General features: G+C 68.8%; 21 protein-coding genes. 11 read left to right on the top strand and 10 right to left on the bottom strand.

Going from position 1 to position 22,450, the window contains the following annotated elements; all coding sequences use genetic code 11:
* The first annotated feature begins 183 nt into the window (after positions 1–183).
* Positions 184–1,203, top strand: a complete 1,020-nt coding sequence (locus tag EV683_RS03700; RefSeq protein ID WP_131861877.1) for an adenosine deaminase — start codon at positions 184–186, stop codon at positions 1,201–1,203.
* Positions 1,204–1,292: 89 nt separating this feature from the next.
* On the opposite strand, the gene EV683_RS03705 is transcribed toward EV683_RS03700, so the two are convergent.
* From EV683_RS03705 to fabI, 5 genes are all read right to left on the bottom strand, one after another.
* Positions 1,293–2,588, bottom strand: a complete 1,296-nt coding sequence (locus tag EV683_RS03705; RefSeq protein ID WP_131861878.1) for an NCS2 family permease — start codon at positions 2,586–2,588, stop codon at positions 1,293–1,295.
* Positions 2,589–2,754: 166 nt separating this feature from the next.
* A complete protein-coding gene (locus EV683_RS03710) occupies positions 2,755–3,021 on the bottom strand; it encodes a GlsB/YeaQ/YmgE family stress response membrane protein (RefSeq protein WP_066614451.1) in 267 nt (88 codons plus the stop codon).
* Positions 3,022–3,104: 83 nt separating this feature from the next.
* Complete coding sequence (locus EV683_RS03715) at positions 3,105–3,686, bottom strand: DUF1415 domain-containing protein (RefSeq protein ID WP_066614449.1); 582 nt, start codon at positions 3,684–3,686, stop codon at positions 3,105–3,107.
* Between the two features lie 173 nt (positions 3,687–3,859).
* Positions 3,860–5,470 carry a methyl-accepting chemotaxis protein gene (locus EV683_RS03720; RefSeq protein WP_131861879.1) on the bottom strand — a complete coding sequence of 537 codons (1,611 nt, stop codon included), beginning with the start codon at positions 5,468–5,470 and terminating at the stop codon, positions 3,860–3,862.
* 292 nt (positions 5,471–5,762) lie between these two features.
* A complete protein-coding gene (fabI, locus tag EV683_RS03725) occupies positions 5,763–6,551 on the bottom strand; it encodes an enoyl-ACP reductase FabI (RefSeq protein WP_066614446.1) in 789 nt (262 codons plus the stop codon).
* Between the two features lie 272 nt (positions 6,552–6,823).
* On the opposite strand from fabI, the gene EV683_RS03730 reads away from it, so the two are divergent.
* From EV683_RS03730 to EV683_RS03765, 8 genes are all read left to right on the top strand, one after another.
* Positions 6,824–8,548, top strand: coding sequence for an extracellular solute-binding protein (locus EV683_RS03730; RefSeq protein WP_243694707.1), 1,725 nt, complete (start codon positions 6,824–6,826; stop codon positions 8,546–8,548).
* 3 nt (positions 8,549–8,551) lie between these two features.
* Complete coding sequence (locus tag EV683_RS03735; protein ID WP_066614442.1) at positions 8,552–9,607, top strand: microcin C ABC transporter permease YejB; 1,056 nt, start codon at positions 8,552–8,554, stop codon at positions 9,605–9,607.
* Positions 9,604–10,623, top strand: a complete 1,020-nt coding sequence (locus tag EV683_RS03740) for an ABC transporter permease (RefSeq protein WP_131861881.1) — start codon at positions 9,604–9,606, stop codon at positions 10,621–10,623. The genes EV683_RS03735 and EV683_RS03740 overlap by 4 nt, the downstream gene beginning before the upstream one ends.
* 2 nt (positions 10,624–10,625) lie before the next feature.
* On the top strand, positions 10,626–12,215 hold the full coding sequence (locus tag EV683_RS03745; RefSeq protein ID WP_131861882.1) for an ABC transporter ATP-binding protein: 1,590 nt from the start codon (positions 10,626–10,628) through the stop codon (positions 12,213–12,215).
* 115 nt (positions 12,216–12,330) lie between these two features.
* Positions 12,331–12,657, top strand: a complete 327-nt coding sequence (gene trxA, locus EV683_RS03750; RefSeq protein WP_066614428.1) for a thioredoxin TrxA — start codon at positions 12,331–12,333, stop codon at positions 12,655–12,657.
* 120 nt (positions 12,658–12,777) lie between these two features.
* The gene (gene rho / locus EV683_RS03755; protein WP_066614426.1) at positions 12,778–14,034 is read left to right on the top strand and encodes a transcription termination factor Rho; all 1,257 of its coding nucleotides are present in this window, start codon (positions 12,778–12,780) and stop codon (positions 14,032–14,034) included.
* Between the two features lie 87 nt (positions 14,035–14,121).
* Positions 14,122–14,757 carry a trimeric intracellular cation channel family protein gene (locus EV683_RS03760; RefSeq protein WP_131861883.1) on the top strand — a complete coding sequence of 212 codons (636 nt, stop codon included), beginning with the start codon at positions 14,122–14,124 and terminating at the stop codon, positions 14,755–14,757.
* Positions 14,758–14,767: 10 nt separating this feature from the next.
* Positions 14,768–15,376, top strand: a complete 609-nt coding sequence (locus EV683_RS03765) for a CoA pyrophosphatase (RefSeq protein WP_131861884.1) — start codon at positions 14,768–14,770, stop codon at positions 15,374–15,376.
* A gap of 85 nt (positions 15,377–15,461) precedes the next feature.
* Here EV683_RS03765 and ppnP read toward each other — a convergent pair whose 3' ends face one another.
* From ppnP to EV683_RS03790, 4 genes are all read right to left on the bottom strand, one after another.
* Positions 15,462–15,773 carry a pyrimidine/purine nucleoside phosphorylase gene (gene ppnP / locus EV683_RS03770; RefSeq protein ID WP_066614422.1) on the bottom strand — a complete coding sequence of 104 codons (312 nt, stop codon included), beginning with the start codon at positions 15,771–15,773 and terminating at the stop codon, positions 15,462–15,464.
* A 55-nt stretch (positions 15,774–15,828) separates the two neighbouring features.
* The gene (nadC, locus tag EV683_RS03775; protein WP_066614420.1) at positions 15,829–16,671 is read right to left on the bottom strand and encodes a carboxylating nicotinate-nucleotide diphosphorylase; all 843 of its coding nucleotides are present in this window, start codon (positions 16,669–16,671) and stop codon (positions 15,829–15,831) included.
* 223 nt (positions 16,672–16,894) lie between these two features.
* The gene (locus EV683_RS14380) at positions 16,895–18,049 is read right to left on the bottom strand and encodes a hypothetical protein (protein ID WP_207910396.1); all 1,155 of its coding nucleotides are present in this window, start codon (positions 18,047–18,049) and stop codon (positions 16,895–16,897) included.
* 83 nt (positions 18,050–18,132) lie between these two features.
* Positions 18,133–18,870 carry a hypothetical protein gene (locus EV683_RS03790; RefSeq protein ID WP_131861885.1) on the bottom strand — a complete coding sequence of 246 codons (738 nt, stop codon included), beginning with the start codon at positions 18,868–18,870 and terminating at the stop codon, positions 18,133–18,135.
* 154 nt (positions 18,871–19,024) lie between these two features.
* Here EV683_RS03790 and EV683_RS03795 point away from each other — a divergent pair, with 154 nt between their 5' ends.
* Both EV683_RS03795 and EV683_RS03800 read left to right on the top strand, forming a co-directional pair.
* Positions 19,025–19,699, top strand: a complete 675-nt coding sequence (locus EV683_RS03795) for an energy-coupling factor ABC transporter permease (protein ID WP_131861886.1) — start codon at positions 19,025–19,027, stop codon at positions 19,697–19,699.
* A gap of 1 nt (position 19,700) precedes the next feature.
* The gene (locus tag EV683_RS03800; RefSeq protein WP_131861887.1) at positions 19,701–20,468 is read left to right on the top strand and encodes an ABC transporter permease; all 768 of its coding nucleotides are present in this window, start codon (positions 19,701–19,703) and stop codon (positions 20,466–20,468) included.
* An 81-nt stretch (positions 20,469–20,549) separates the two neighbouring features.
* Here EV683_RS03800 and leuA read toward each other — a convergent pair whose 3' ends face one another.
* A complete protein-coding gene (gene leuA / locus EV683_RS03805; RefSeq protein WP_131861888.1) occupies positions 20,550–22,238 on the bottom strand; it encodes a 2-isopropylmalate synthase in 1,689 nt (562 codons plus the stop codon).
* Between the last annotated feature and the right edge of the window lie 212 nt (positions 22,239–22,450).

Here is a 22,450-nt window from a genome sequence, read left to right on the forward strand (position 1 = left end):
TCCCGGTTCCTGATATTTCGGCCTCGGCCGGATTTCGACGGCGCAAGCGATGCTTGCGCCGTTTTTTTGCGCCCCGTTCGCGCCGCCGGGTGACGGATGGCGCACAATGAAAACGCGACCACCTGTTTCTCGGGCGCGCGAACGGGTCGTCCGCGGTTTCCATCCGCACGAAAGGAGTCAAGCATGACGCAGCAGGAAGCATTGATCCGTGCCTTGCCCAAGGTCGAGCTGCACCTTCACATCGAGGGCACGCTCGAGCCGGAAATGATGTTCGAGCTGGCGCGCCGCAACGGCGTCAAGCTGCCCTACGACAGCGTCGAGGCGGTCCGCAAGGCTTACGACTTCAGCAATCTGCAGTCCTTCCTCGACCTCTACTACGCCGGCGCCGGCGTGCTGATCACCGAGCAGGACTTCTACGACCTGACCTGGGCCTACCTGAAGCGCTGCCAGGCCGACAACGTCGTGCACACCGAAATCTTCTTCGACCCGCAGACGCACACCGAGCGCGGCATCGCCTTCGAGACGGTGCTTGCCGGCATCCGCCGCGCGCTCGACGACGGCCGGGCGCAACTGCGCATCAGCTCCAGGCTGATCATGTCCTTCTTGCGCCACCTGCCCGAGGAGGACGGCTTCAGGACGCTGGAGATGGCGCGCCCTCATCTCGACCGGATCGACGGCGTCGGCCTCGATTCGAGCGAGGTGGGCCATCCGCCGTCGAAGTTCGCGCGCCTGTTCGCCGAGTGCAAGGCGCTCGGCCTGCCGCGCGTCGCGCACGCCGGCGAGGAGGGACCGCCCGAATATGTGTGGGAGGCGCTCGACCTGCTGGACGTGTGCCGCATCGACCACGGCGTGCGCGCGCTGGAAGACGGGAAGCTGGTCGAAAGGTTGGCCGAGGCCCGGATGCCGCTGACGGTCTGCCCGTTTTCCAACGTCAAGCTCAGGGTGTTCGACAAGCTGTCCGACCACACGCTGCGCGTCCTGCTGCAAAAAGGACTGTGCGCGACGGTCAACTCCGACGATCCGGCCTATTTCGGCGGTTATGTGCAGGACAACTATCTGGGCTGCGCGCGCGAGCTGGGCTTGAGCGGCGGGGAGATCCTGCAGCTGGTCAAGAACGGTTTCGAGGCCAGCTGGCTTGAGGAGGGCGAGCGCGGCTGGTGGATGGGCGAGTGCGACATCATCGCCGAGAAATTCGGCGTCTGAGCTTGCCGGCAGGCGAACAGCAAAAAGCACTTCACGGCGGTCTGCCGTGAAGTGCTTTTTTTGTGGCCCGCCCGCCGCGTCCGGGCGGACTATTCGCCGGCGAAGAACACGTAACGGATCAGGAACAGCGCGGCGATGGTCCAGGCCGCCGGATGCACTTCCCTGGCCCGGCCGGAGAGCAGCTTGAGCGCGGCGTAGGCGATGAAGCCGAAGCCGAGGCCGTTGGCGATCGAGTAGGTGAACGGCATCGCCACCGCCGTCAGCGCGGCCGGGATCGCCTCGGTGACGTCGTTCCAGTCGACGTCGACCAGCTCGTGCAGCATCAGGCAGGCGACGTAGAGCAGCGCGGGCGCGGTCGCGTAGGCCGGGACCGAACCTGCCAGCGGCGCGAGGAAGAGCGCGAACAGGAACAGCACGCCGATGGTCAGCGCGGTCAGGCCGGTGCGGCCGCCGGCTTGCACGCCGGAGGCGCTCTCGATGTAGGCGGTGGTGCTGCTGGTGCCCAGCAGCGAGCCGACGAAGATCGCCGTGCTGTCGGCGAACAGTGCGCGACCGAGGCGCTTTTCGCGGCCGCCCTCGAGCAGGCCGGCGCGGCGCGCGACCCCCATCAGCGTGCCGGTGGCGTCGAATACCTCGACCAGCACCAGCACGAGGATGACCTGCAAAAAGCCGGTGTGCAGCGCGCCGAGGATGTCCAGTTGCAGGAAGGTCGGCGCGAGGCTGGGCGGCATCGAGAAGACGCCGGCGAACTGGTTGAGGCCGAGCGCCATGCTGAGGACGGTGACGGCGACGATGCCGATCAGGATCGCGCCGCGGACCCTGAGCGCGTCGAGCGCCGCGATGACGAAAAAGCCGAGGATGGCGAGCATCGCCTGCGGTGCATGCAGGTTGCCCATGCCGACCTTGGTCGCCGGGTTGGCGACGACGATGCCGGCGTTGCCCAGCGCAATGATGCCGAGGAAGAGGCCGATGCCGGCCGCGATCGAGCATCGCAATGACTTGGGCACGCCGGAAATCAGCCAGGAGCGCACGCCGGTGACCGTCAGCAGAATGAAGATGCAGCCGGAAATGAACACCGCGCCGAGCGCCTGCTGCCAGGTGTAGCCCATCGCGCCGACCACGGTGAAGGCGAAGAAGGCGTTCAGGCCCATGCCCGGGGCCATGCCGATGGGGTAGTTGGCGACGAAGGCCATCACGAAAGTGCCGATCGCCGCGGCCAGGCAGGTCGCGACGAACACGGCGTTCTTGTCCATGCCGGTGGTGCCGAGGATGGTCGGGTTGACGAAAATGATGTAGGCCATGGTCAGGAAGGTGGTGAGGCCGGCCAGGACCTCGGTGCGGGCGGTGGTGTTGTGCTCCCGCAGTTTGAACAGGCTCTCCAGCATGACGTTTCTCCTCGTGGCGTGGCGTTTTTTTCTTGCTTTTCCGGCGCGCGGTGAGCAGCGCGGTCATACCTTTTTCATAAGCACAATAATTATATGAAGGCACCGCCAGTCTGCCAGACGGCGCGGCACGGGGTCCGGCTGCCGCGGCGAGGGGCGTTGGTGGGCCTTACTTGAATACGCCGACGAGCTTGAGCAGGAAAATCAGTACCGCTGCGCCGAGCACGCCGAACAGCAGGCCGGCGAGCGAGAAGCCGCCGGCCGCGCCGGCCGCGCCGATGCCGAGCAGGTCGGCGAACAGCCAGCGGCCGAGCGCCGAGCCGATCACGCCGACGAGGATGTTGGCGATCACGCCCTGCTGGGCGTCGGTGTTCATGATCTTGCTCGCCAGCCAGCCGATCAGGCCGCCGACGACGAGGGTGACGATCCAGCCCACGGCGCGCTCCTTTGATGTCATGCGGATGAGGTTTTCTTCACCGTAGACGACGAGGAGCCGCCGGGCCAGCCGGCGCGCGCGCTTCAGCGACGCCCGGCGCGCAGGCCGAGCGCGTCCCAGCCCGCATGGCCGAGTTTTTTGAGCGTTTCGATATTCCGTTCGTAAATGTCCGCCGCATCGGGGAAGGCGGCCACGGCGCGCTCGATGCTGTCCTCGCGCAGCAGGTGCAGCGTGGGGTAGGGCGAGCGGTTGCTGTAGTTCTCGATATCGTCGATGTCGGTGCCGTCGAACTGGTAGTCGGGGTGGAAGCTCGCGACCTGCAGGATGCCGTCGAGGTCGAGCTGTTCGAGCGCCGCGTCGGCGACGTCGAGGAAGTCGTTGTAGTCGAGGAAGTCGGTCAGCGCCCAGGGGTGGATCAGCAGCGTGGTGTCGATCTTGTCCGGGCTGGCTTCGGCCAGGGTTTCGAGCTCGGCGACGAGCTCGGCCAGCAGCGCCTCGGCGTCCTCGGCGTGGCTGACCACGTAGCGGATCTGCTTCTTGACGTGCACCGCCTTCGCGAACGGGCACAGGTTGAGACCGATCACGGCCTTTTCCAGCCAGTCGCGGGTGGCGTCGACGATGGCGGGGTCGAATTCGGGACGGTCTTCGTCGGGAGCGCGGTACATGGGGGTCTTCCTTGTCTGGGGTCGGCGGTGCCGCGCGGCGGGCCAGCAGCCTGTCGAGCTGGTTGGCGAAGGCCTGGCGGTCGGCCTGCGAAAGCGCCGCCGGGCCGCCGGTGTCGACGCCGGCGGCGCGCGCCCGCCATTGTACCGGATCGCCGCCCAGGCCAAGAGCGCGTCTACAGCGCGAAGCGCCGGGCCGAGGCGTCGAGCGAGGCGGCCATCGCGTCGAGCCGGCGCACCGCGGCGACCGTCTGGCCGACCGCGTGCTGCGTCGCCTCGACCAGAGTCGCGACCTCCTCGATATTGCCGGCGAGGCTGGCGCCGGCGCGGCTCTGTTCGGCGGTCGCGACGGCGACGTTGCGGATCTGCGCCAGACAGTCGCCGGCCTGGCGCGACAGCGCGTCGAAGGTCGCGGCGGCCGCGCCGACCTCGCGTACCCCGTCGGCCACCGCCGGCTGGATCGCCGCCATGCGCGCCGACACGTCGGCGGTCTCGTCGACGACCGCCGCGACGATGCCGGCGATCTCGTCGGTCGCCTGCGCGGAGCGCTCGGCCAACTTCCTGACCTCGTCGGCGACCACGGCAAAGCCGCGGCCTTGTTCGCCGGCGCGCGCCGCTTCGATCGCGGCGTTCAGCGCCAGCAGATTGGTCTGGTTCGCGATGTCGCGGATGGTGCCGGCGATGCCGCTGATCTGCTGCGTGCGTTCGGCGAGCCGGCCGACCTGCCGGTTGACCTCGCCGACGTCGTGCGCGATGCCGGCGATGCGCGCCGACGCGTCGCGCGCGGTGGCGGCGCCGGCCTGCGCTTCGCCGGCCGAGGCCTGCGCGTCGGCCTCGGCGCGGCGCGCACCGTCGCAAACCTGATCGATGCTGACCGACAGCTGCTCGATCGCCGCGGCCGACGCCGTCGCGGTGGCGCTCGCGCGCGCGGCGCCGTCGTCGAGCACACCCGTCTCCCGCGCGAGCGACGCGGCGGTCTGCGCCAGTTCGCCGGACGCGGCGCGGATGTCGGCGATCATCGTCGCGAGATTCGTCTGCATCCGGCTCATCGCGGCCAGCAGGCTGCCGTCGGGGCCGCCCACCGCGATCGTCTCGCCCAGCCGCCCCTCGGCGATCGCGCCGACGACGGCGTTCGCGTACGCCGGTTCGCCGCCCAGCTCGTCGAAGATGGCGCGCGACATCCGGCGCAGCAGCACGACCAGGCCGAGCAGCGTCGCCGCCGCCAGCGCGAGCAGCCCGGCCGCCTGACGCCGGAACGCCGCGTCGATGTCGTCGACGAAGAAGCCGGTGCCTATGGTCCAGCCCCAAGGTTCGAAACGCACCACGCCGTTGAGCTTGGGGTAGAGCGCGTCGCCGTCGCCGCGCCGGCTTGCGATGACGGTGCTGCCGTAGCGGCTCTCTCTGAGCGCCTCGCGGTAGGCGTCCACCGTCGTGCGCCCGTCGGGCAGCCGCGCGCCGGTGTCGACCTTGCCGACGCGGTCGGCGCGCGGGTGGAGCAGCATCACGTTGCCGTCGTCGCGCGCGAAGAAGTAGATGTCGTCGACCTTGAGCCGGCCGAGCGCCTCGGCCGCCTGCCGTTGCGCGTCGGCGCGCGTCAGGCGGCCGTCGCGCTCCAGCCGCTCGAAACGGGCGGCTGTGGCCTCGGCCATCTTCAGGAGCAGGGTGATCTGGTTTTTTTTCTCCGCGAGCAGATTGGTGCGGATCGAGTACAGCGAAAAGCCGCCGAGCAGGACGAGCCCGGCAAGGCAGGTGGCCGTGATAATCATCAGCCGGGTGGAAAGGCGCATGTTGACATTCCTTAGCGGGTGCGCCCGTGGAGGTGGGTGGGCGTCGGCCGGAAAATCTAGTCGGCATGCGCGTGGCTGACTATGTGGGAAATCCTGACGAGCCGAACCGGCTCGGCCAAGCCTGCCGCGGCCGGGCCGGCCAGGGCGCTACGCCGGTCGGCGGTCATGGCGGCCCAAAAAACGGGGCAGCCCTGTTGGCAGGGCTGCCCCGTTTCGATGCGCGGCCAGGCGTCGCCGGCCATCGTACGCCGCTCGTGCGTCTAGGCCGTGCGTCCGAAGCCCGACGCGGCGCTCATTCTTCGTCGACGTTCAGCGCGTTGATGCTGTAGCCGGCGTCGACGTAGGTGATTTCGCCGGTGATGCCCGAGGCGAGGTCGGACAGCAGGAAGGCGGCGGCGTTGCCGACTTCCTCGGTGGTCACGTTGCGGCGCAGCGGCGCGTCGTGCGCGACGTGCGACAGCAGCTTGCCGAAGCCGGCGATGCCGGAGGCGGCCAGCGTCTTGATCGGACCGGCCGAAATGCCGTTGCAGCGGATGCCGTCGCGGCCGACCGCGCTGGCGGTGAAGCGCACCGACGCCTCGAGGCTGGCCTTTGCGAGGCCCATCACGTTGTAGTTCGGGATCGCGCGCACCGCGCCGAGGTAGGACAGCGTCAGCAGCGCGCTGTTGCGGCCCTTCATCATCGGGCGCGCCGCCTTGGCCAGCGCCGGGAAGCTGTAGGCCGACACGTCGTGCGCGACCTGGAAGGCCTCGCGCGACAGCGAATCGAGGAAGTCGCCGTTCAGCGCCTCGCGCGGCGCGAAGGCGATCGCGTGGACGAGGCCGTCCAGCCCGTCCCAACGTTGGCCGAGGTCGACGAACAGTTGGTCGATTTCGGCATCGCTCTGCACGTCGCAGCGGAACACGAGGTCGCTGCCGAAGTCGGCGGCCATCTTGCGGACGCGGTCTTCCAGCTTGTCGACCACGTAGGTGAACGCCAGTTCGGCGCCTTCGCGGTGACAGGCCTGCGCGATGCCATAGGCGATCGAGCGGTCCGAAATCATGCCGGTAATCAGAATCTTTTTGCCTTGCAGGAAACCCATCGATGAGTCCTTGTTAGGGAAACGTGCCGGCATTATAACCATGCTTTGTTGGCGCGGCATCCCGGCGGCCGGCCGCGCAAAATCCGCCGGGGCTGGTCGCGGTGCGGGATTTGGTATTGAATAAAAGGCGCGCGCACCGTTATCCAGAGCGGGTGCGCACCCTTGACACGCAGCGACCACACCGCCATACCCCATACCCTATGCGCCTAAGACGTACGCCGATTTCCGTCCTGTTGCTGCTGGCGGCCTTGCCCGCCTCGGCGGCGCCCGCCATGGCCCTGGGTTACGCGCCGAAGTATCCCGCCGGTTTCCGTCATTTCGACTACGTCGACCCGGCCGCGCCCAAGGGCGGCCGGCTGGTGCTGCCGGCGCTGGGCGGCTACGACACGCTGAACCCTTACACGCTCAAGGGCGACAAGGAGGCGGGCGTCGGCGCGCTGACGGTCGAGACGCTGATGGAGCAGAGCCAGGACGAGCCCTTCAGCGTCTACCCGCTGATCGCGCGCGATATCGCGCTCGCGCCCGACAGGCTGTCGGTCACCTTCAAGCTCGATCCGCGCGCGCGCTTTGCCAACGGCCGGCCGGTCAGCGCCGCCGACGTGGTGTTCTCGTTCGACACGCTGACGCGCGACCCCGGCGCGACGCCGGGCTACCGCTTCTACTACGGCGACGTCGCGCGCGCGGTCGCGGTCGACCCGTTGACGGTGCGCTTCGACTTCAAGCGTCCGAACGCCGAGCTGCACCTGACGGTCGCGCAACTGCCGGTGTTCTCGCGCGCCTGGATTCCGAAGGGCAAGACCTTGGCCGACGTCGCGATGACGCCGCCGATCGGTTCCGGCCCCTACGCGCTGGCGGGCTACGCGCTCGGCCGCCAGAGCACCTTCGTGCGCCGGCCCGACTACTGGGCGCGCGATCTGCCGACCCGGCGCGGCATGTACAACTTCGACCGCATCGTTTACCGCTACTACAAGGACGAAACCGCCAGGCTCGAGGCGTTCAAGGCCGGCGAGTTCGACGTCTCGGCCGAGAACGTCGCCAAGCAGTGGGCGCGCGGCTATCGTGGCGCCAAGTTCGACGATGGCCGCATCGTCAAGAAGACGCTGCCGCACGGTGCGTCGTCCGGCATGCAGGGCTTCGTGTTCAACCTGAGGAACCCGCTGTTCGCCGACGTGCGCGTGCGCGAGGCGCTGACGCTGGCCTTCGACTTCGAATGGCTGAACCGCCAGCTGTTCTACGGTCAGTATCGTCGCAGCGACAGCTACTTCAGCAACAGCGAGATGGCGGCGCAAGGTTGGCCGAGCGAGGACGAACACGCCATCCTCGAGCCCTTGCGCGACAAGCTCACGCCCGAGGTGTTCGGTCTGGCGGTCAGGCCGCCGGTGTCGGACAGCCGCTACGGCGTGCGCGAGAATCTCAAGCGGGCACGCGAACTGCTGCTGGCTGCCGGCTGGCGCTACGACGGCGGCCGGCTGGTCGACGCGCGCGGCCGGCCGTTCCGTTTCGAGTTTCTCAGCTATTCGCGCACCTACGAGCGCGTCGTCGCGCAGTGGCAGAAGCAGCTGGCCAAGCTCGGCGTCGAGCTGACGGTGCGGGTGGTCGACCCGGCGATCTTCCAGCGCCGCATGAACGATTTTGCCTTCGACACCACCGTCGTCGTCTACGGTGCCAGTCAAAGCCCGGGCAACGAACAGCTGAACTTCCACAGTTGCCGGGCGGCGAAGACGCCCGGCTCGAGCAACTGGGCCGGGCTGTGCGACCCGGCCGTCGAGGCGATTCTGCCGCGCTTCCAGCATTTCGAGACCCGCCAGCAACTGGTGACGGCGGCGCGCGCGCTCGACCGCGTGCTGCGCGCCGGCCGCTACGTGGTGCCGAACTGGCACATTCCGTATCATCGCGTCGCGTGGTGGAACCGCTTCGGCCAGCCGGCGACGCTGCCGCGCTACTACGACGCCAGCAACTGGGCGATCCAGACCTGGTGGGCGAAGCCCGGGAGCTGATCGATGGGACACTACCTCGCCAAACGCCTGCTGCTGATGATTCCGACGCTGGTCGGCATCCTCGCGATCACCTTCGCGGTGATCCAGTTCGTGCCCGGCGGCCCGGTCGAGCAGATGGTGCAGACGCTGACGCACAGCGGTCTGGCCGGCGAGACCGCCGCCGCCGCGCCGAGCGCGCTGATGCGCGGCCAGGCCGGCCTGTCGCCCGAGGAGCTGGCCGAGCTCAACCGGCTGTACGGCTTCGACAAGCCGGCGCTGGAGCGCTTTTTCGACATGCTGGTCAGCTTCGCGCGCTTCGACCTCGGGCAGAGCTTTTTCCACCATCAGAGCGTCGGCGCGCTGATCGTCGACAAGCTGCCGGTGTCGATGACGCTCGGGCTGTGGACGTTTTTCCTCACCTATCTGATCTGCATCCCGCTCGGCGTCGCCAAGGCGGTGCGCGACGGCAGCCGCTTCGACCTCGTGACCAGTTCGGCGATCCTGGTCGCTTACGCGATCCCCGGCTTCGTGCTCGGCGTGCTGCTGCTGGTGCTGTTCGGCGGCGGCAGCTTCTGGCAATTGTTCCCGCTGCGCGGCCTGACCAGCGACAACTGGGCCGAGCTTGGGCCGCTGGACAAGGCGCTCGACTACCTGTGGCACATCGCACTGCCGGTGACCGCGTCGACGGTCGGCAACCTCGCGGTGATGACGCTGCTGACCAAGAACGTGTTCCTCGAAGAAATCCGCCGTCAGTACGTCTACACCGCGCGCGCCAAGGGCCTGTCGGAAAACGCCATCCTGTACCGCCACGTGTTCCGCAACGCGCTGATCCCGCTGATCACCGGCTTTCCGGCCGCCTTCATCGGCGCCTTCTTCACCGGCAGCCTCTTGATCGAGACATTGTTCTCGCTCGACGGGCTCGGGCTGCTGTCGTACGAGTCGGTGATCCGCCGCGACTACCCGGTGGTGATGGGCAGCCTCTACGTGTTCACGCTGCTGGGGCTGGTCGCCAAGCTGTTGTCCGACCTGTCCTATCTGTGGGTCGACCCGCGCGTCAGCTTCGAGGAGGGCGGTCGATGAGCCAGTCTCCCGCCGCGCGTGCCTGGGCGCGTTTCAAGAAAAACCGTCGCGCCTACGTCAGCCTGTGGCTGTTCGCCGTGCTGTTCGGCCTGTCGCTGTTCGCCGAGCTGTTGTCGAACGACAAGCCGCTAGCGGTGCGTTACCACGGCCAGTGGTACTGGCCGGTGCTCCAGGTCTACAACGAGACCGCCTTCGGCGGCGACTTCGATACGCCGACCGACTACCTAGACCCTTATATCCGCGACAGGTTGGCCGAGCCCGGCAACGTCGCCTTGTTCGCGCCCAACCACTACGGCGCCAACACGATCAACGAGTTCACCGCCAGCCCGAACCCGGCGCCGCCGTCCTCGGCCAACCTGTTGGGCACCGACGACCGCGGCCGCGACGTGCTGGCGCGGCTGGTGTACGGTTTCCGGCTGTCGGTGCTGTTCGCGCTGGCGCTGACCGTGGTCGGCACGCTGATCGGCGTCGCGATGGGCGCGTTGCAGGGCTATTTCGGCGGCCGCGTCGACCTGATCCTGCAGCGCGCCAGCGAGATCTGGGGCAGCCTGCCCGAGCTGTATCTGCTGATCATCCTCGCGTCCTTCTTCAACCCCAGCCTTGGCCTGTTGCTGGTGCTCTTGGCGCTGTTCGGCTGGATGGGGCTGGCCGACTACGTGCGCGCCGAGTTCCTCAAGAACCGCCAGATGGAATACGTGCTGGCGGCGCGCGCGCTCGGCGTCTCGAACGCGCGCATCATCTGGCGCCACCTGCTGCCCAACAGTCTGACGCCGGTGCTGGCCTTCCTGCCGTTCCGCGTCTCCGGCGCCATCCTCGCGCTGACCAGCCTCGACTTTCTCGGCCTCGGCGTGCCGGCCAGCACGCCCAGCCTCGGCGAGATGCTCGCGCAGGGCAAGGACAATCTCGACGCCTGGTGGATCGCGCTGTCCACCTTCACCGTGCTGACCGCGACGCTGCTCTTGCTGATCTTCATCGGCGAAGGGCTGCGCTCGGCGCTCGATACGCGCAAGGGCTGACCATGACGCTGCTGACCGTCGACAACCTCACCGCCGCCTTCGGCCAACACCGGGCCGTCAAGGGCGCGAGCTTCACGATCGCCGCCGGCGAGAAGCTCGCGCTGGTCGGCGAGTCTGGCTCGGGCAAGAGCGTCACCGCGCAGGCCATCCTGCGCCTGAATCCCGACGTGACGCTGTCGGGCCGGGCGCTGCTCGACGGCGACGACCTGCTGGCCTTGTCCGAGGCGCGGTTGCGGCGCGTGCGCGGCCGCGACGTCGCGATGATCTTCCAGGAGCCGATGAGCGCGCTGAACCCGGTGCAGACCGTCGGCGCCCAGATCGTCGAGGTGCTGAGCCTGCACCTGGGCCTGCCGGCGCGCGCCGCGCGCGACGAGGCAATCCGCCTGCTGGCGCGCACCGGTATCCCCGAGCCCGAGCGCCGGGTCGACGCCTACCCGTTCCAGCTCTCCGGCGGCCAGCGCCAGCGGGCGATGATCGCGATGGCGATCGCCGCCAAGCCCAGGCTGCTGATCGCCGACGAGCCGACCACCGCGCTCGACGTCACCGTGCAGGCGCAGATCCTCGCCCTCCTGGACGAGTTGCAGCGCGACTTCGGCATGGCGGTGCTGTTCATCACCCACGACCTCACCCTGGTGCGCCGTTTCGCCGACCGGGTCGCGGTGATGCGCGACGGCCAGATCGTCGAGACCGGCTCGGTGGCGGCGGTGTTCGCCGACCCGGCCCACCCCTATACCCGCGAATTGCTGGCGAGCCGGCCCGATCCGCTGGCCGAGCGGCACGATGCCGCGCCGGTGCGGCTGGCGGTCGACGGCCTGTCGGTGTCCTGCTCGCGCCGGCGCGGCTGGTGGCGCAAGGAGGCGGTGCCGGTGCTGCAGGACGTCACGCTGGCGGTGCCGGCCGGGCGCACGCTCGGCGTGGTCGGCGAGTCGGGCTCGGGCAAGACCACGCTCGCGCTCGCGCTGATGCGGCTGATCGACTCGCAAGGCCAGATCCGGCTCGACGGCGTGCGGCTCGATGCGCTCAAGGGCGAGGCGCTGCGCGCGACGCGGCGCGACTATCAGATGGTGTTCCAGGATCCGTTCGCGTCGTTGTCGCCGCGGCTGACAGTCGGCGATATCGTCGGCGAGGGCCTGGTGCAGCACGAACCGGGCCTGCCGCCAGCCGAGCGCGCGCTCAGGGTGGCGGCGACCCTGGCCGAGGTCGGTCTGTCCCCCGACGCGCTCGACCGTTATCCGCACGAATTCTCCGGCGGCCAGCGCCAGCGCATCGCGCTGGCGCGCGCGCTGATCCTCAAGCCGCGGCTGCTGATCCTCGACGAGCCGACCAGCGCGCTCGACGCGACGCTGCAAAAGCAGATGATCGCGCTGTTGCTCAAGCTGCAGCGCGACCACGGCTTGAGTTACCTGTTCATCAGCCACGACCTGGCGGTGGTGCGCGCGCTGGCGCACGCGGTGCTGGTGCTCAAGGACGGCCGCGTGGTCGAGGAGGGGCCGGCGGCGGCGCTGCTGGCCGCGCCGCGCGAGGCGTATACGCGCAGCCTCGTCGAGGCAGCCCGCCTCGGCGACGTGTCGCTGGCGGCGCCGCTCACTTGAAATCGGCGGCGTCACCCCCATTGCACTGGCATCCCGACGGCAGAAACTTGCCGCGCGCCTCGCGCGCTTGTTACCATCGGTGCTAACCGAACCGCTTTGATGATAAGAGGAAGCTATGAGCGATCTGATTCTGCACGTAACCGACGATTCCTTCGAACAGGATGTCCTGAAGGCCGATGGCCCGGTCCTGGTCGACTACTGGGCCGAGTGGTGCGGTCCGTGCAAGATGATCGCCCCGATCCTCGACGAGGTCGCCAAGGAGTACGAAGGTCGGCTGAAGATCGTCAAGCTGAACATCGACCAGAACGAACTGACCCCGCCGAAGTTCGGCATCCGCGGCATCCCGACGCTGATGCTGTTCAAGAACGGCGAAGTGGCGGCGACCAAGGTCGGCGCGCTGGCCAAGGGGCAGTTGGTCCAGTTCATTGACAGCCACCTGTAAACCTTCTATTCTCCGACGTAGTTCCGAAACGGGCGGCGCAAAGCCGCCCGTCCTGTATCTTCCCCGCATCCCGCTGTTCCCGCTCAAACCCTGTAGCCAAGGCTCACGCTCCTTCCCGTTATGCATCTATCCGACCTCAAGCATCTGCACGTCAGTGAACTCGTGGAGATGGCCATCGCCAACGAAATCGATGGCGCCAACCGCCTGCGCAAGCAGGACCTGATCTTCGCTCTCCTGAAAAACCAGGCCAAGAAAGGCGAGAGTATCTACGGCGAGGGCACGCTCGAGGTGCTGCCCGACGGGTTCGGCTTCCTGCGCAGCCCCGACACCTCGTACCTGGCCGGCCCGGACGACATCTACGTCAGCCCGAGCCAGATCCGCCGCTTCAACCTGCACACCGGCGACACCATCGAGGGCGAGATCCGCACGCCGAAAGAGGGCGAGCGCTACTTCGCGCTGGTCAAGGTCGACAAAGTGAACGGCGAGCCGCCGGAGAACGCCAAGCACAAGATCCTGTTCGAGAACCTGACGCCGCTGTTCCCGACCGAGCGCCTGCAGCTGGAGCGCGACATCAAGGCGGAGGAGAACACCACCAGCCGCGTGATCGACCTGGTCGCGCCGATCGGCAAGGGCCAGCGCGGCCTGCTGGTCGCACCGCCGAAGTCCGGCAAGACGGTGATGCTGCAGAACATCGCGCACGCGATCACCGCCAACCACCCGGAAGTCGAGCTGATCGTGCTCTTGATCGACGAGCGTCCCGAGGAAGTGACCGAAATGACGCGCTCGGTGCGCGGCGAGGTGGTCAGCTCGACCTTCGACGAACCGGCCACCCGCCACGTGCAGGTCGCCGAGATGGTGATCGAGAAAGCCAAACGCCTCGTCGAGCACAAGAAGGACGTGGTGATCCTGCTCGATTCGATCACCCGTCTGGCGCGCGCGTACAACACCGTGATCCCGGCGTCGGGCAAGGTGCTGACCGGCGGCGTCGACGCCAACGCGCTGCAGCGCCCGAAGCGCTTCTTCGGCGCCGCGCGCAACGTCGAGGAGGGCGGCAGCCTGACCATCATCGCCACCGCGCTGATCGACACCGGCAGCCGCATGGACGACGTGATCTACGAGGAATTCAAGGGCACCGGCAATATGGAGATCCACCTCGACCGCCGCATGGCCGAGAAACGGATCTTCCCGGCGATCAACATCAACCGCTCGGGCACCCGCCGCGAGGAGCTGCTGATCCCGCAGGACCAGTTGCAGCGCATCTGGGTGCTCAGGAAGCTGCTGTACCCGATGGACGACCTCGAGGCGATGGAATTCCTGCAGGACAAGATCCGCGCCACCAAGAACAACGCCGCCTTCTTCGACTCGATGCGTCGATAAGGCCCACGTGGTTTGCGGTTCGCAGAGCGCCGGACGGGGTCCGGCGCTCTTTCTTTTTGCGCGATAATCAAACGAAAGGCGGTGAAAATGGGGGGCGTAATGGCGGTGGACTGGTTCGCGGTGGCGGGGACGGCAGCGTTCACCTTCTCCGGCTATCTGGTCGGCGTGAGAAAGCATCTGGACGTGCTCGGCGTGGTGATCGTCAGCCTGCTGACTGCGATCGGCGGCGGGCTGATCCGCGACGCGCTGATCAGCCGCGTGCCGCGCGTGTTCTACGACACCGAGCCGCTGCTCGTCATCGGCGCGACGCTGTTCGTCGCCTGGGCGCTGCGCCTGCACCAGCGCGAAAACGAGCTGATCGCGCGGCTGTTCATCGTCGCCGATTCGATCGGCCTGGTCGCCTTCAGCCTGACCGGCGCGATGGTCGGCATCGAGCTCGACCTGAACGCCTTCGGCGTGCTGGCGCTGGCCTTCATCACCGCCGTCGGCGGCGGCATGGTGCGCGACATGCTGGTCAACGACATTCCCTTCATCCTGAATCAGGACTTCTACGGCACGGTCGCCATCCTGGTCGGCGGCGGCCTCTACCTGCTCGAGCGTTTCGGGCTGGCGACGCCGCTGAACCTGCAACTGCTGTTCTGGGGCGGGCTCGCGCTGCGGCTGATTGCGCACTGGAAAGAACTGACGCTGCCCAAGATCGTCAAACCCGCTCACCCCGACTAAAGAGGATGCCATGTGGCCCGAGCACCCGGATGACGCCACCCGCTGGCTGCGGCAGCGACTCGCCGCGCCGTCCGCCCGCGCCCCCTTCGTCCGCCCGCCGGGCCTGGGCCCCGGGCCGCTGACGCCGGCCGCGGTGCTCGTGCCGCTGATCTGGCACCCGGCGGAGCCGACCGTGCTCTTGACGCGCCGTGCGTTGTCGCTGCCGACCCACGCCGGCCAGATCAGCTTCCCCGGCGGCAAGATCGAGGCCGGCGACGGCGACGCGGTCGCCGGCGCCTTGCGCGAGGCGCGCGAGGAGGTCGGCGTCGAGCCGGCCGAGGTGTGCGTGGTCGGCCGGCTGGCCGATTACGCGACGGTGACCGGCTTTCTCGTCACGCCGGTGGTCGGCCTCTTGGTGCCGCCGGTGGCGCTGACGCCGCAGCCGTCCGAGGTCGACAGCGTGTTCGAGCTGCCGCTCGCGTGCGCGGCGGCGCCGGGCGCCTTCGTCGCCGAGCGCTACGAGCGCGGCGGCGTGCAGGGCGAGTACTGGGTGCTGCACCACGGCGGCGACCGCGTCTGGGGCGCGACCGCGGCGATGCTGCGCGCGCTGGTCGAGGCGCTGGGCGGGAGCGGACCCTGATCCCGCACCCCGGTGGCGTGGACGAAAAAAGGCTCGGCCAACCGTCAAGGTTGGCCGAGCTTTTTTTCGTCGGGCGCCGCGGCGGTCAGCCGAAGTGGCAGACGTAGTGCAGCGTGCTCGTCACCTCGATGTCGAAGCTCGAATCGCCCGGCACGGTGAACGATTCGCCGGCCTTGTAGGTTTTGGCCTCGCTCTCGCCGGCCAGCTTCACGCGGCATTCGCCGGCGATCACCTCCATGATTTCCGGCGCGCCGGTGTTGAAGGTCAGGCTGGACGGCAGGATGACGCCGACCGATTTCTTGCTGCCGTCGGCCAGGACGATCGAGTGGCTGACGCACTTGCCGTCGAAGTAGACGTTGGCTTTCTTGACGACGCTGACGTTGTCGAATTGGGACATGGCGATTCCTTCAGTCTCGGTTGTGGTTTGAATCTTATCGAGGGATGGCGGGCGTTTACAGCTTGAAGCGCATCGACAGGTCGACCGCCTCGACGTCCTTGGTCAGCTTGCCGACCGAGATGCGGTCGACGCCGGTCTCGGCGATCGCGCGCACCGTCGCGAGGTCGACGCCGCCCGAGGCCTCGAGCCGGGCGCGTCCGGCGCTGCGGCGCACCGCCTCGCGCATGTCGTCCAGGCTCATATTGTCGAGCAGGATCAGCGTGCAGCCGGCCGCGAGCGCCTCGTCGAGCTCTGCCAGCGTCTCGACCTCGACCTGCAGCGTCACGTGCGGCGGCGCGATGCGGCGCGCCTCGGCCAGCGCCGCGGCGATGCCGCCGGCGGCCATGATGTGGTTCTCCTTGATCAGGATGCCGTCGTACAGGCCGATGCGCTGGTTGTCGCCGCCGCCGACGGTGACCGCGTACTTCTGCGCGAGGCGCAGGCCGGGCAGCGTCTTGCGCGTGTCGAGCACGCGCGCGCGGGTGCCTGCGACCGCGTCGGCGTAGCGGCGGGTGACGGTGGCGACCGCCGACAGCGTCTGCAGGAAGTTCAGCGCGGCGCGTTCGGCGGTCAGCAGCGCGCGCGCCGGACCCTCGATCTCGCACAGCTGGCGGCCGGCGTCGACCGTTTCGCCTTCCTTGACGCCCCAGGTCACGGTGCAGCGCGCGTCGATCTGGCGGAAGCATTCGTCGAACCACGGCTGGCCGCAGACCACCGCCGTCTGGCGCGCGATCACCGTCGCCCGGCCGGGCTGCTGCTCGGGGATCAGTTCGGCGGTCCAGTCGCGCTCGCCGACGTCCTCGGCGAGCGCGACGCTCACTTGCTGGGCGATCAGGTGGAACGGGGGCAGGGTCGACATGGCGGATTCCGGATAGCAAAAACCGCATTGTAAACGCGAAGCGCCGCTTTGCGTTCGATGGGGCGCGTCAGGCGACTGTCGCAAAACCGGGACAGCGTCGGGGCTGCCGGGCACGGCCAGGGGAGCGGACGTGCCCACTGTGCCAGATCTGCGACGGTTTCCGCCCGGCGCCGCAAGCCTGACGGAATGCGGCGAGCGGACGCGAGGCGGGACTTAGGGTGTATCAGGATTGAGACGGTCGGCCTTGATCGGCCTGGGTTTTTCCGGATTTCTGGGTGAGGGCGAGGGTGGGTTGGAGGGGTTTGGCGGATTTATATTGTTGATATTCAATGATTTCATGTGATTTTTCGGTGTTTTTTGCATTTGTCAATCCATTTGGCACGCTTTTCGCGTGAGGAGCAGTGCGTTGGTCTCTTTCGATAGCCGGAAGGGGCGGGTCGCAAGCCGCTGCGGAGCGTTCGCGGCGAGGCGTGCGTGAAGGGGAAGGCGTCCGCTGCGCCGGCTGCTCAGCCAAATGGAGGGCAAGATGAAAGTCAAAACCTTGGCGGCGATGGTCGCTTTGTTGCTTGGCGGTACCGCTTTCGCGGACTCTTCCGATCCGATCGCGACGGCAGCGGCGGCCTACGACGACGGCCTGGACCTTGTTGGCCTGGGGCGTGGCGGAATGCCGCGCGAAGATGCCCTGCGACTCTATCGTGGCGACGGCAGCCGACAGTTCGGTGCCCGCACCGCAGGCCTGGCGGGCGTTGGCGGGGGGCAAGGGGGGCCGTCCAGCAGCGGCAACTCGACGGGCGGCGCTAGCGATGGTGGTGGCGCGAGCGATGGCGGCGGTGCGAGCGGTGGCAGCGGCGCGAGCGGTGGCGGTGGCGCGAGCGGTGGCAGCGGTGCGAGCGATGGCGGTGGCAAAGGTGACGGTGGAGGAAAGGACGACGGCGGTAAGGGGGGGCATGGTAAAGGCGGCCATGGCAAGGGCGAAGGCAAGGGCGAAGGCAAGGGTGGCCACGGCGGTCGCGGCGGCGACGGTGACGGCGGCGGCAAGGGTGGCCACGGCGGTCGCGGCGGCGACGGTGACGGCGGCGGCAAGGGTGGTCACGGCGGTCGCGGCGGCGACGGTGACGGCGGTGGCAAGGGTGGTCGCGGCGGCGACGGTGACGGCGGCGGCAAGGGTGGCCACGGCGGTCGCGGCGGCGACGGTGACGGCGGCGGCAAGGGAGGTCACGGCGGTCGCGGCGGCGACGGTGACGGCGGCGGCAAGGGAGGCCACGGCGGTCGCGGTGGCGACGGTGACGGCGGCGGCAAGGGAGGCCACGGCGGTCGCGGCGGCGACGGTGACGGCGGCGGCAGGGGGGGCTTCGGCGGTCGCGGGCATGGCGGCCATCGGTAGCGCCAGCTGAAGGCGTCCAGGGGGGCTCCCTGGGAGGAAAACCCGGCAGTCGGTTCTGCCGGGTTTTTTGTGCGCTTTCAGCCGCGTTTTCGCGTGCCCGCGTGGCGGGGCAGACCGCGCCAGACGGCGACCACCGCCAACGTGACGAACAGGTGCTTGAGCGTGTGGCCGCTGACGACGCCGAGCGCGTCGAACAGCGCCCGGTCGGCCAGTTCTCCGCCGCGCGCGAGCAGGTAGCAGACGATCGCGACGGCGATCGAGGCGCGCTGGCGTGCCGGCGTCGGGTAGAGCGTCTGGACGAGCGGCAGCAGCGCGAGCGGCGCGAGCTGGAACACGAGGTAAGGCGCAAGGTCACCGCTGTGGTGAGCGTAGGCCAGCGTCGCGAGGCCGAGCGCCGCGAGCGCGGCGCAGGGCCACGCGCGTGCGCAGCCGGGCGGCGGTCGCCGGGCCTCGGCGAGAGCGGCGGCCATCAGCGCGGCGCTGCAAAGCACGATGGGCGCGCGGTCGAGTAGCAGGCGGCCGTCGTCGGGGGCGAGGTGGTACCAGGCCGAGCCGAGCGCGGTCGGCAGCAGGGCGGAGAAAAACAGCGCGTAGGCGCCGCGCGCGGCCGGGGCGACCGCGAGCCGGCCGCGTCGCAGCTCGGCGAGGCCCAGCAGGCCGACCAGCGCGAAGCCGAGGTTGGAGAGCACGTCGGCGGCGTTGGGCACGCCGAGCCAGCTGCGGCGGTCGGCGAAGTCGTGGTAGCCGGGCGGCAGCGCGAGCGGCGACAGGGTGGCGGCCAGCGTGGCGAGCGCGACGGCCAGCGCGGTCAGCACGACCGTTCGGCGTTCAGGGGCAGGTGGGCGCATCGTGGCGGGCGACGGAATGACGGTGTGAGGAGGCCTGGTTCAGCCTAGACCAGGCCGGCGGCCGGGGCGGGGCCGACCGGTGTATCATCGCAGAACCTTCGTGTCGTCATCGTCAGTGGTCATGAACCTGCCCGCCCATCTCTTTCCGGCCCTTTTCCTGTGGTGCGCGTGCGCGGCAGCGCTCGCAGGGCTGTGCGTCGCCGTCTGGCGCGCCGACGCCACGTCGCTGACGCCCAGCCGCGCCAACGCCTGGGGCGGCGCGGCGGTGCTGACGCTGCTGATGTGGTCGCTGTCGGGCGGCTTCAAGCCGGGCCTGAGCTTCCACCTGCTCGGCGCGGCGGTACTGACGCTGCTGATGGGGCCGTGGCGCGCGCTGATCGCGCTGGCGGCGATCCTGGCGGTCGCGACGGCGACCGGGGGAGGCGGCTGGCTGGCGATCGGGCTCAACTGGCTGACGATGGCGGCGGTGCCGGTCGGCGTGGTCGGCGCCGCGCTGTGGCTGGCGCGTCGCTTTCTGCCGGCCAACCTGTTCGTCTACGTGTTCGTCAACGCCTTTCTCGCCGGCGGCGCAAGCTTTTTCGCGTCGGCGCTGGCCGGCGTCGGCGCGCTGGCGCTGGCCGGCGCCTACGAGCCCGACTACCTGCTGCTCGACGCGCTGCCGTTCTACTTCCTGCTGTCGTGGTCGGAGGCGTTCACCACCGGTTTCCTGCTCGCGGTGCTGGTGGTCTACCGGCCGCACTGGGTTTCGACCTTCGACGACGCGCGCTATCTCAAGCAACCCCCGCTGGAGGGCTGACATGCTGCCGCAACTGTCGTGGCGTTTCGTGCCGGTGTGGCGGCGCAACTTCCTGGTCTGGAAGAAGCTCGCGCTGCCGTCGATGCTCGGCAACCTGGCCGACCCGATGTTCTACATGCTCGGCCTCGGCTTCGGCATCGGCGCGCTGCTGCCGTCGGTCGGCGGTGTGCCCTACATCCAGTTCCTCGCCGCCGGCACCGTCTGCTACAGCACGATGAACAGCGCGACCTTCGAGGCGCTCTACTCGGCGTTCTCGCGCATGCACGTGCAGAAGACCTGGCTGGCGATCATCAACGCGCCCTTGACCGTCGACGACGTGGTGCTCGGCGAGTGGCTGTGGGCGGCGTCCAAGAGCCTCTTGTCCGGCCTGGCGATCCTCGTCGTGATGGCGGCGCTGGGGTTGGTCAAGAGCGCGCTGGTGCTGTGGCTCGTGCCCCTGGTCGCGCTGTCCGGCCTCGCCTTCGCCGGCATGGGGCTGGTGGTGACCGCGGTGTCGCCGAGCTACGACTTCTTCATGTACTACTTCACGCTGGTGGTCAGCCCGATGATGCTGCTGTCGGGCGTGTTCTACCCGGTCGAGCAGCTGCCCGCGTGGCTGCAGACGGTGTCGGCGGTGCTGCCGCTGACGCACGCGATCCATCTGGCGCGTCCGCTCGTCAACGGCACGGTGCCGGCCGGCATCGCGACGAGCGTCGCGGTGCTGGCGGCTTACGCGCTGGTTTCCTTCGTCGTCGCGGTGCGCCTGACGCGCCGGCGGCTGTTGAGTTGAGCGCTCGGCCAACGTTGGCCGAGGCAAGACGCCCCGCCTGCCCTGTCGGCACGCGGGGCGTTGTCTTTGGCGGCCGGCGGTCTAGCGGCCGGCCTGCGCCGGGGCGGGTTGTTGGCGGCCGGCCTCGGCGGCGAGGTGGCGGTTGACGGCCGACAGGATGGCGCGCAGCGCGGCGGCGACGATGTCGCGGTCGACGCCGACGCCCCAGCGCGGCGCGCCGTTCGCGACGCGCACTTCGACGTAGCAGACCGCGCGCGCCGCCGCGCCGCTGCCGAGTGCGTGTTCCTGGTAGTCGATCAGCGCGACGGGTTGGCCGAGCGCGGCGACGAAGGCGTCGAGCGGGCCGCTGCCGCGCCCGGACACGGTGCTCGGCTGGCCCGACACGGTCAGTTCGGCCTCGATCGTCACGCCGCCGTCGCCGCTGGCCACGCGGTGGCCGCGATAGCCGTAGGGCTCGGTCTGCTCGAGGTATTCGCCGGAGAACAGGTGGAAGATGTCGTCGCCGGTGACTTCGCTGCCGGTCGCGTCGCTGACGCGCTGGATCGCGCGCGAAAACTCGATCTGCAGCCGGCGCGGCAGCTCGAAGCCGTGCTCGTGCTGCAGCAGATAGCTGACGCCGCCTTTGCCCGACTGGCTGTTGACGCGGATGATCGCGTCGTAGCTGCGGCCGAGGTCGGCCGGGTCGATCGGCAGGTAGGGCACCTCCCAGACGCCGTCGTCGCGGCGCGCGTCCATGCCCTTCTTGATCGCGTCCTGGTGAGAGCCGGAAAAGGCGGTGAACACCAGGTCGCCGACGTAGGGGTGGCGCGGGTGCACCGGCAGGCCGGTGCATTCCTCGGCGACGTGGCGCACCGCGTCGATGTCGGAGAAATCGAGCCGCGGGTGCACGCCCTGGCTGTACAGGTTCAGCGCCAGCGTGACGAGGTCGACGTTGCCGGTGCGCTCGCCGTTGCCGAACAGGCAGCCCTCGACGCGCTCGGCGCCGGCCATCAGCGCCAGCTCGGCCGCGGCGACCGCGGTGCCGCGGTCGTTGTGCGGGTGGACCGACAGCACGATCGCGTCGCGGCGCGCCATGTGGCGGTGCATCCACTCGATCTGGTCGGCGTAGGTGTTCGGCGTCGCCATCTCGACCGTCGCCGGCAGGTTGACGATCATCTTCGCGTCCGGCGTCGGGTCCCACGCTTCGGACACCGCGTCGACCACCTCGAGCGCGAAGTCGGGCTCGGCGGCCGAGAAGGTCTCGGGCGAATACTCGAACACCCATTCGGTGTCCGGGTGGGCGTCGGCCATCTGGCGGATCAGCCGCGTGCCCTTCAGCGCCAGCGCCTTCACCTCGTCGCGGCCGGCGTGGAACACCAGGCGCCGCCACGGCTCGGCGATCGGGTTGTACAGGTGGACGATGGCGCGCCGCACACCCTGGAGCGCCTCGAAGGTGCGCGCGATCAGGTCCTCGCGCGACTGCGTCAGCACCTCGATCGTCACGTCGCCGGGGATGCGGTTCTCGTCGATCAGCCGGCGCACGAAATCGAAGTCGGTCTGCGACGCCGACGGGAAGGCGACCTCGATCTCCTTGAAGCCGATCGCGACCAGCGCGTCGAACAGGCGCAGCTTTTTCTCGACGTTCATCGGCTCGATCAGCGCCTGGTTGCCGTCGCGCAGGTCGGTGCTCATCCAGACCGGCGGGTGGGTCAGGCGCGCGTCGGGCCAGCGGCGGTCGGGCAGGGCGACGGGCTGGAAGGCGCGGTATTTGCGTTCCGGATGGGCGATCATGGCGGTCTCCTTGTGGGATGGGCGAAGCGTGCGGTCCCCCTTAGGCTAGGGAAGGGTTCGACTTTTGGTCAAACGCCTCCGCGCGACAGCCCTGCTAACACCATAGACAGCGCGCCTTAATTGGACGTTCAGTCCGATTTCGGGAATATTTTCCGACAGGGTGTCTGATTTCATGCGCGCCGTTGTTGCATTTCGACAACGTGGTTGTTGCG

Source organism: Crenobacter luteus, assembly GCF_004345725.1.
Taxonomy (GTDB): Bacteria; Pseudomonadota; Gammaproteobacteria; order Burkholderiales; family Chromobacteriaceae; genus Crenobacter; species Crenobacter luteus.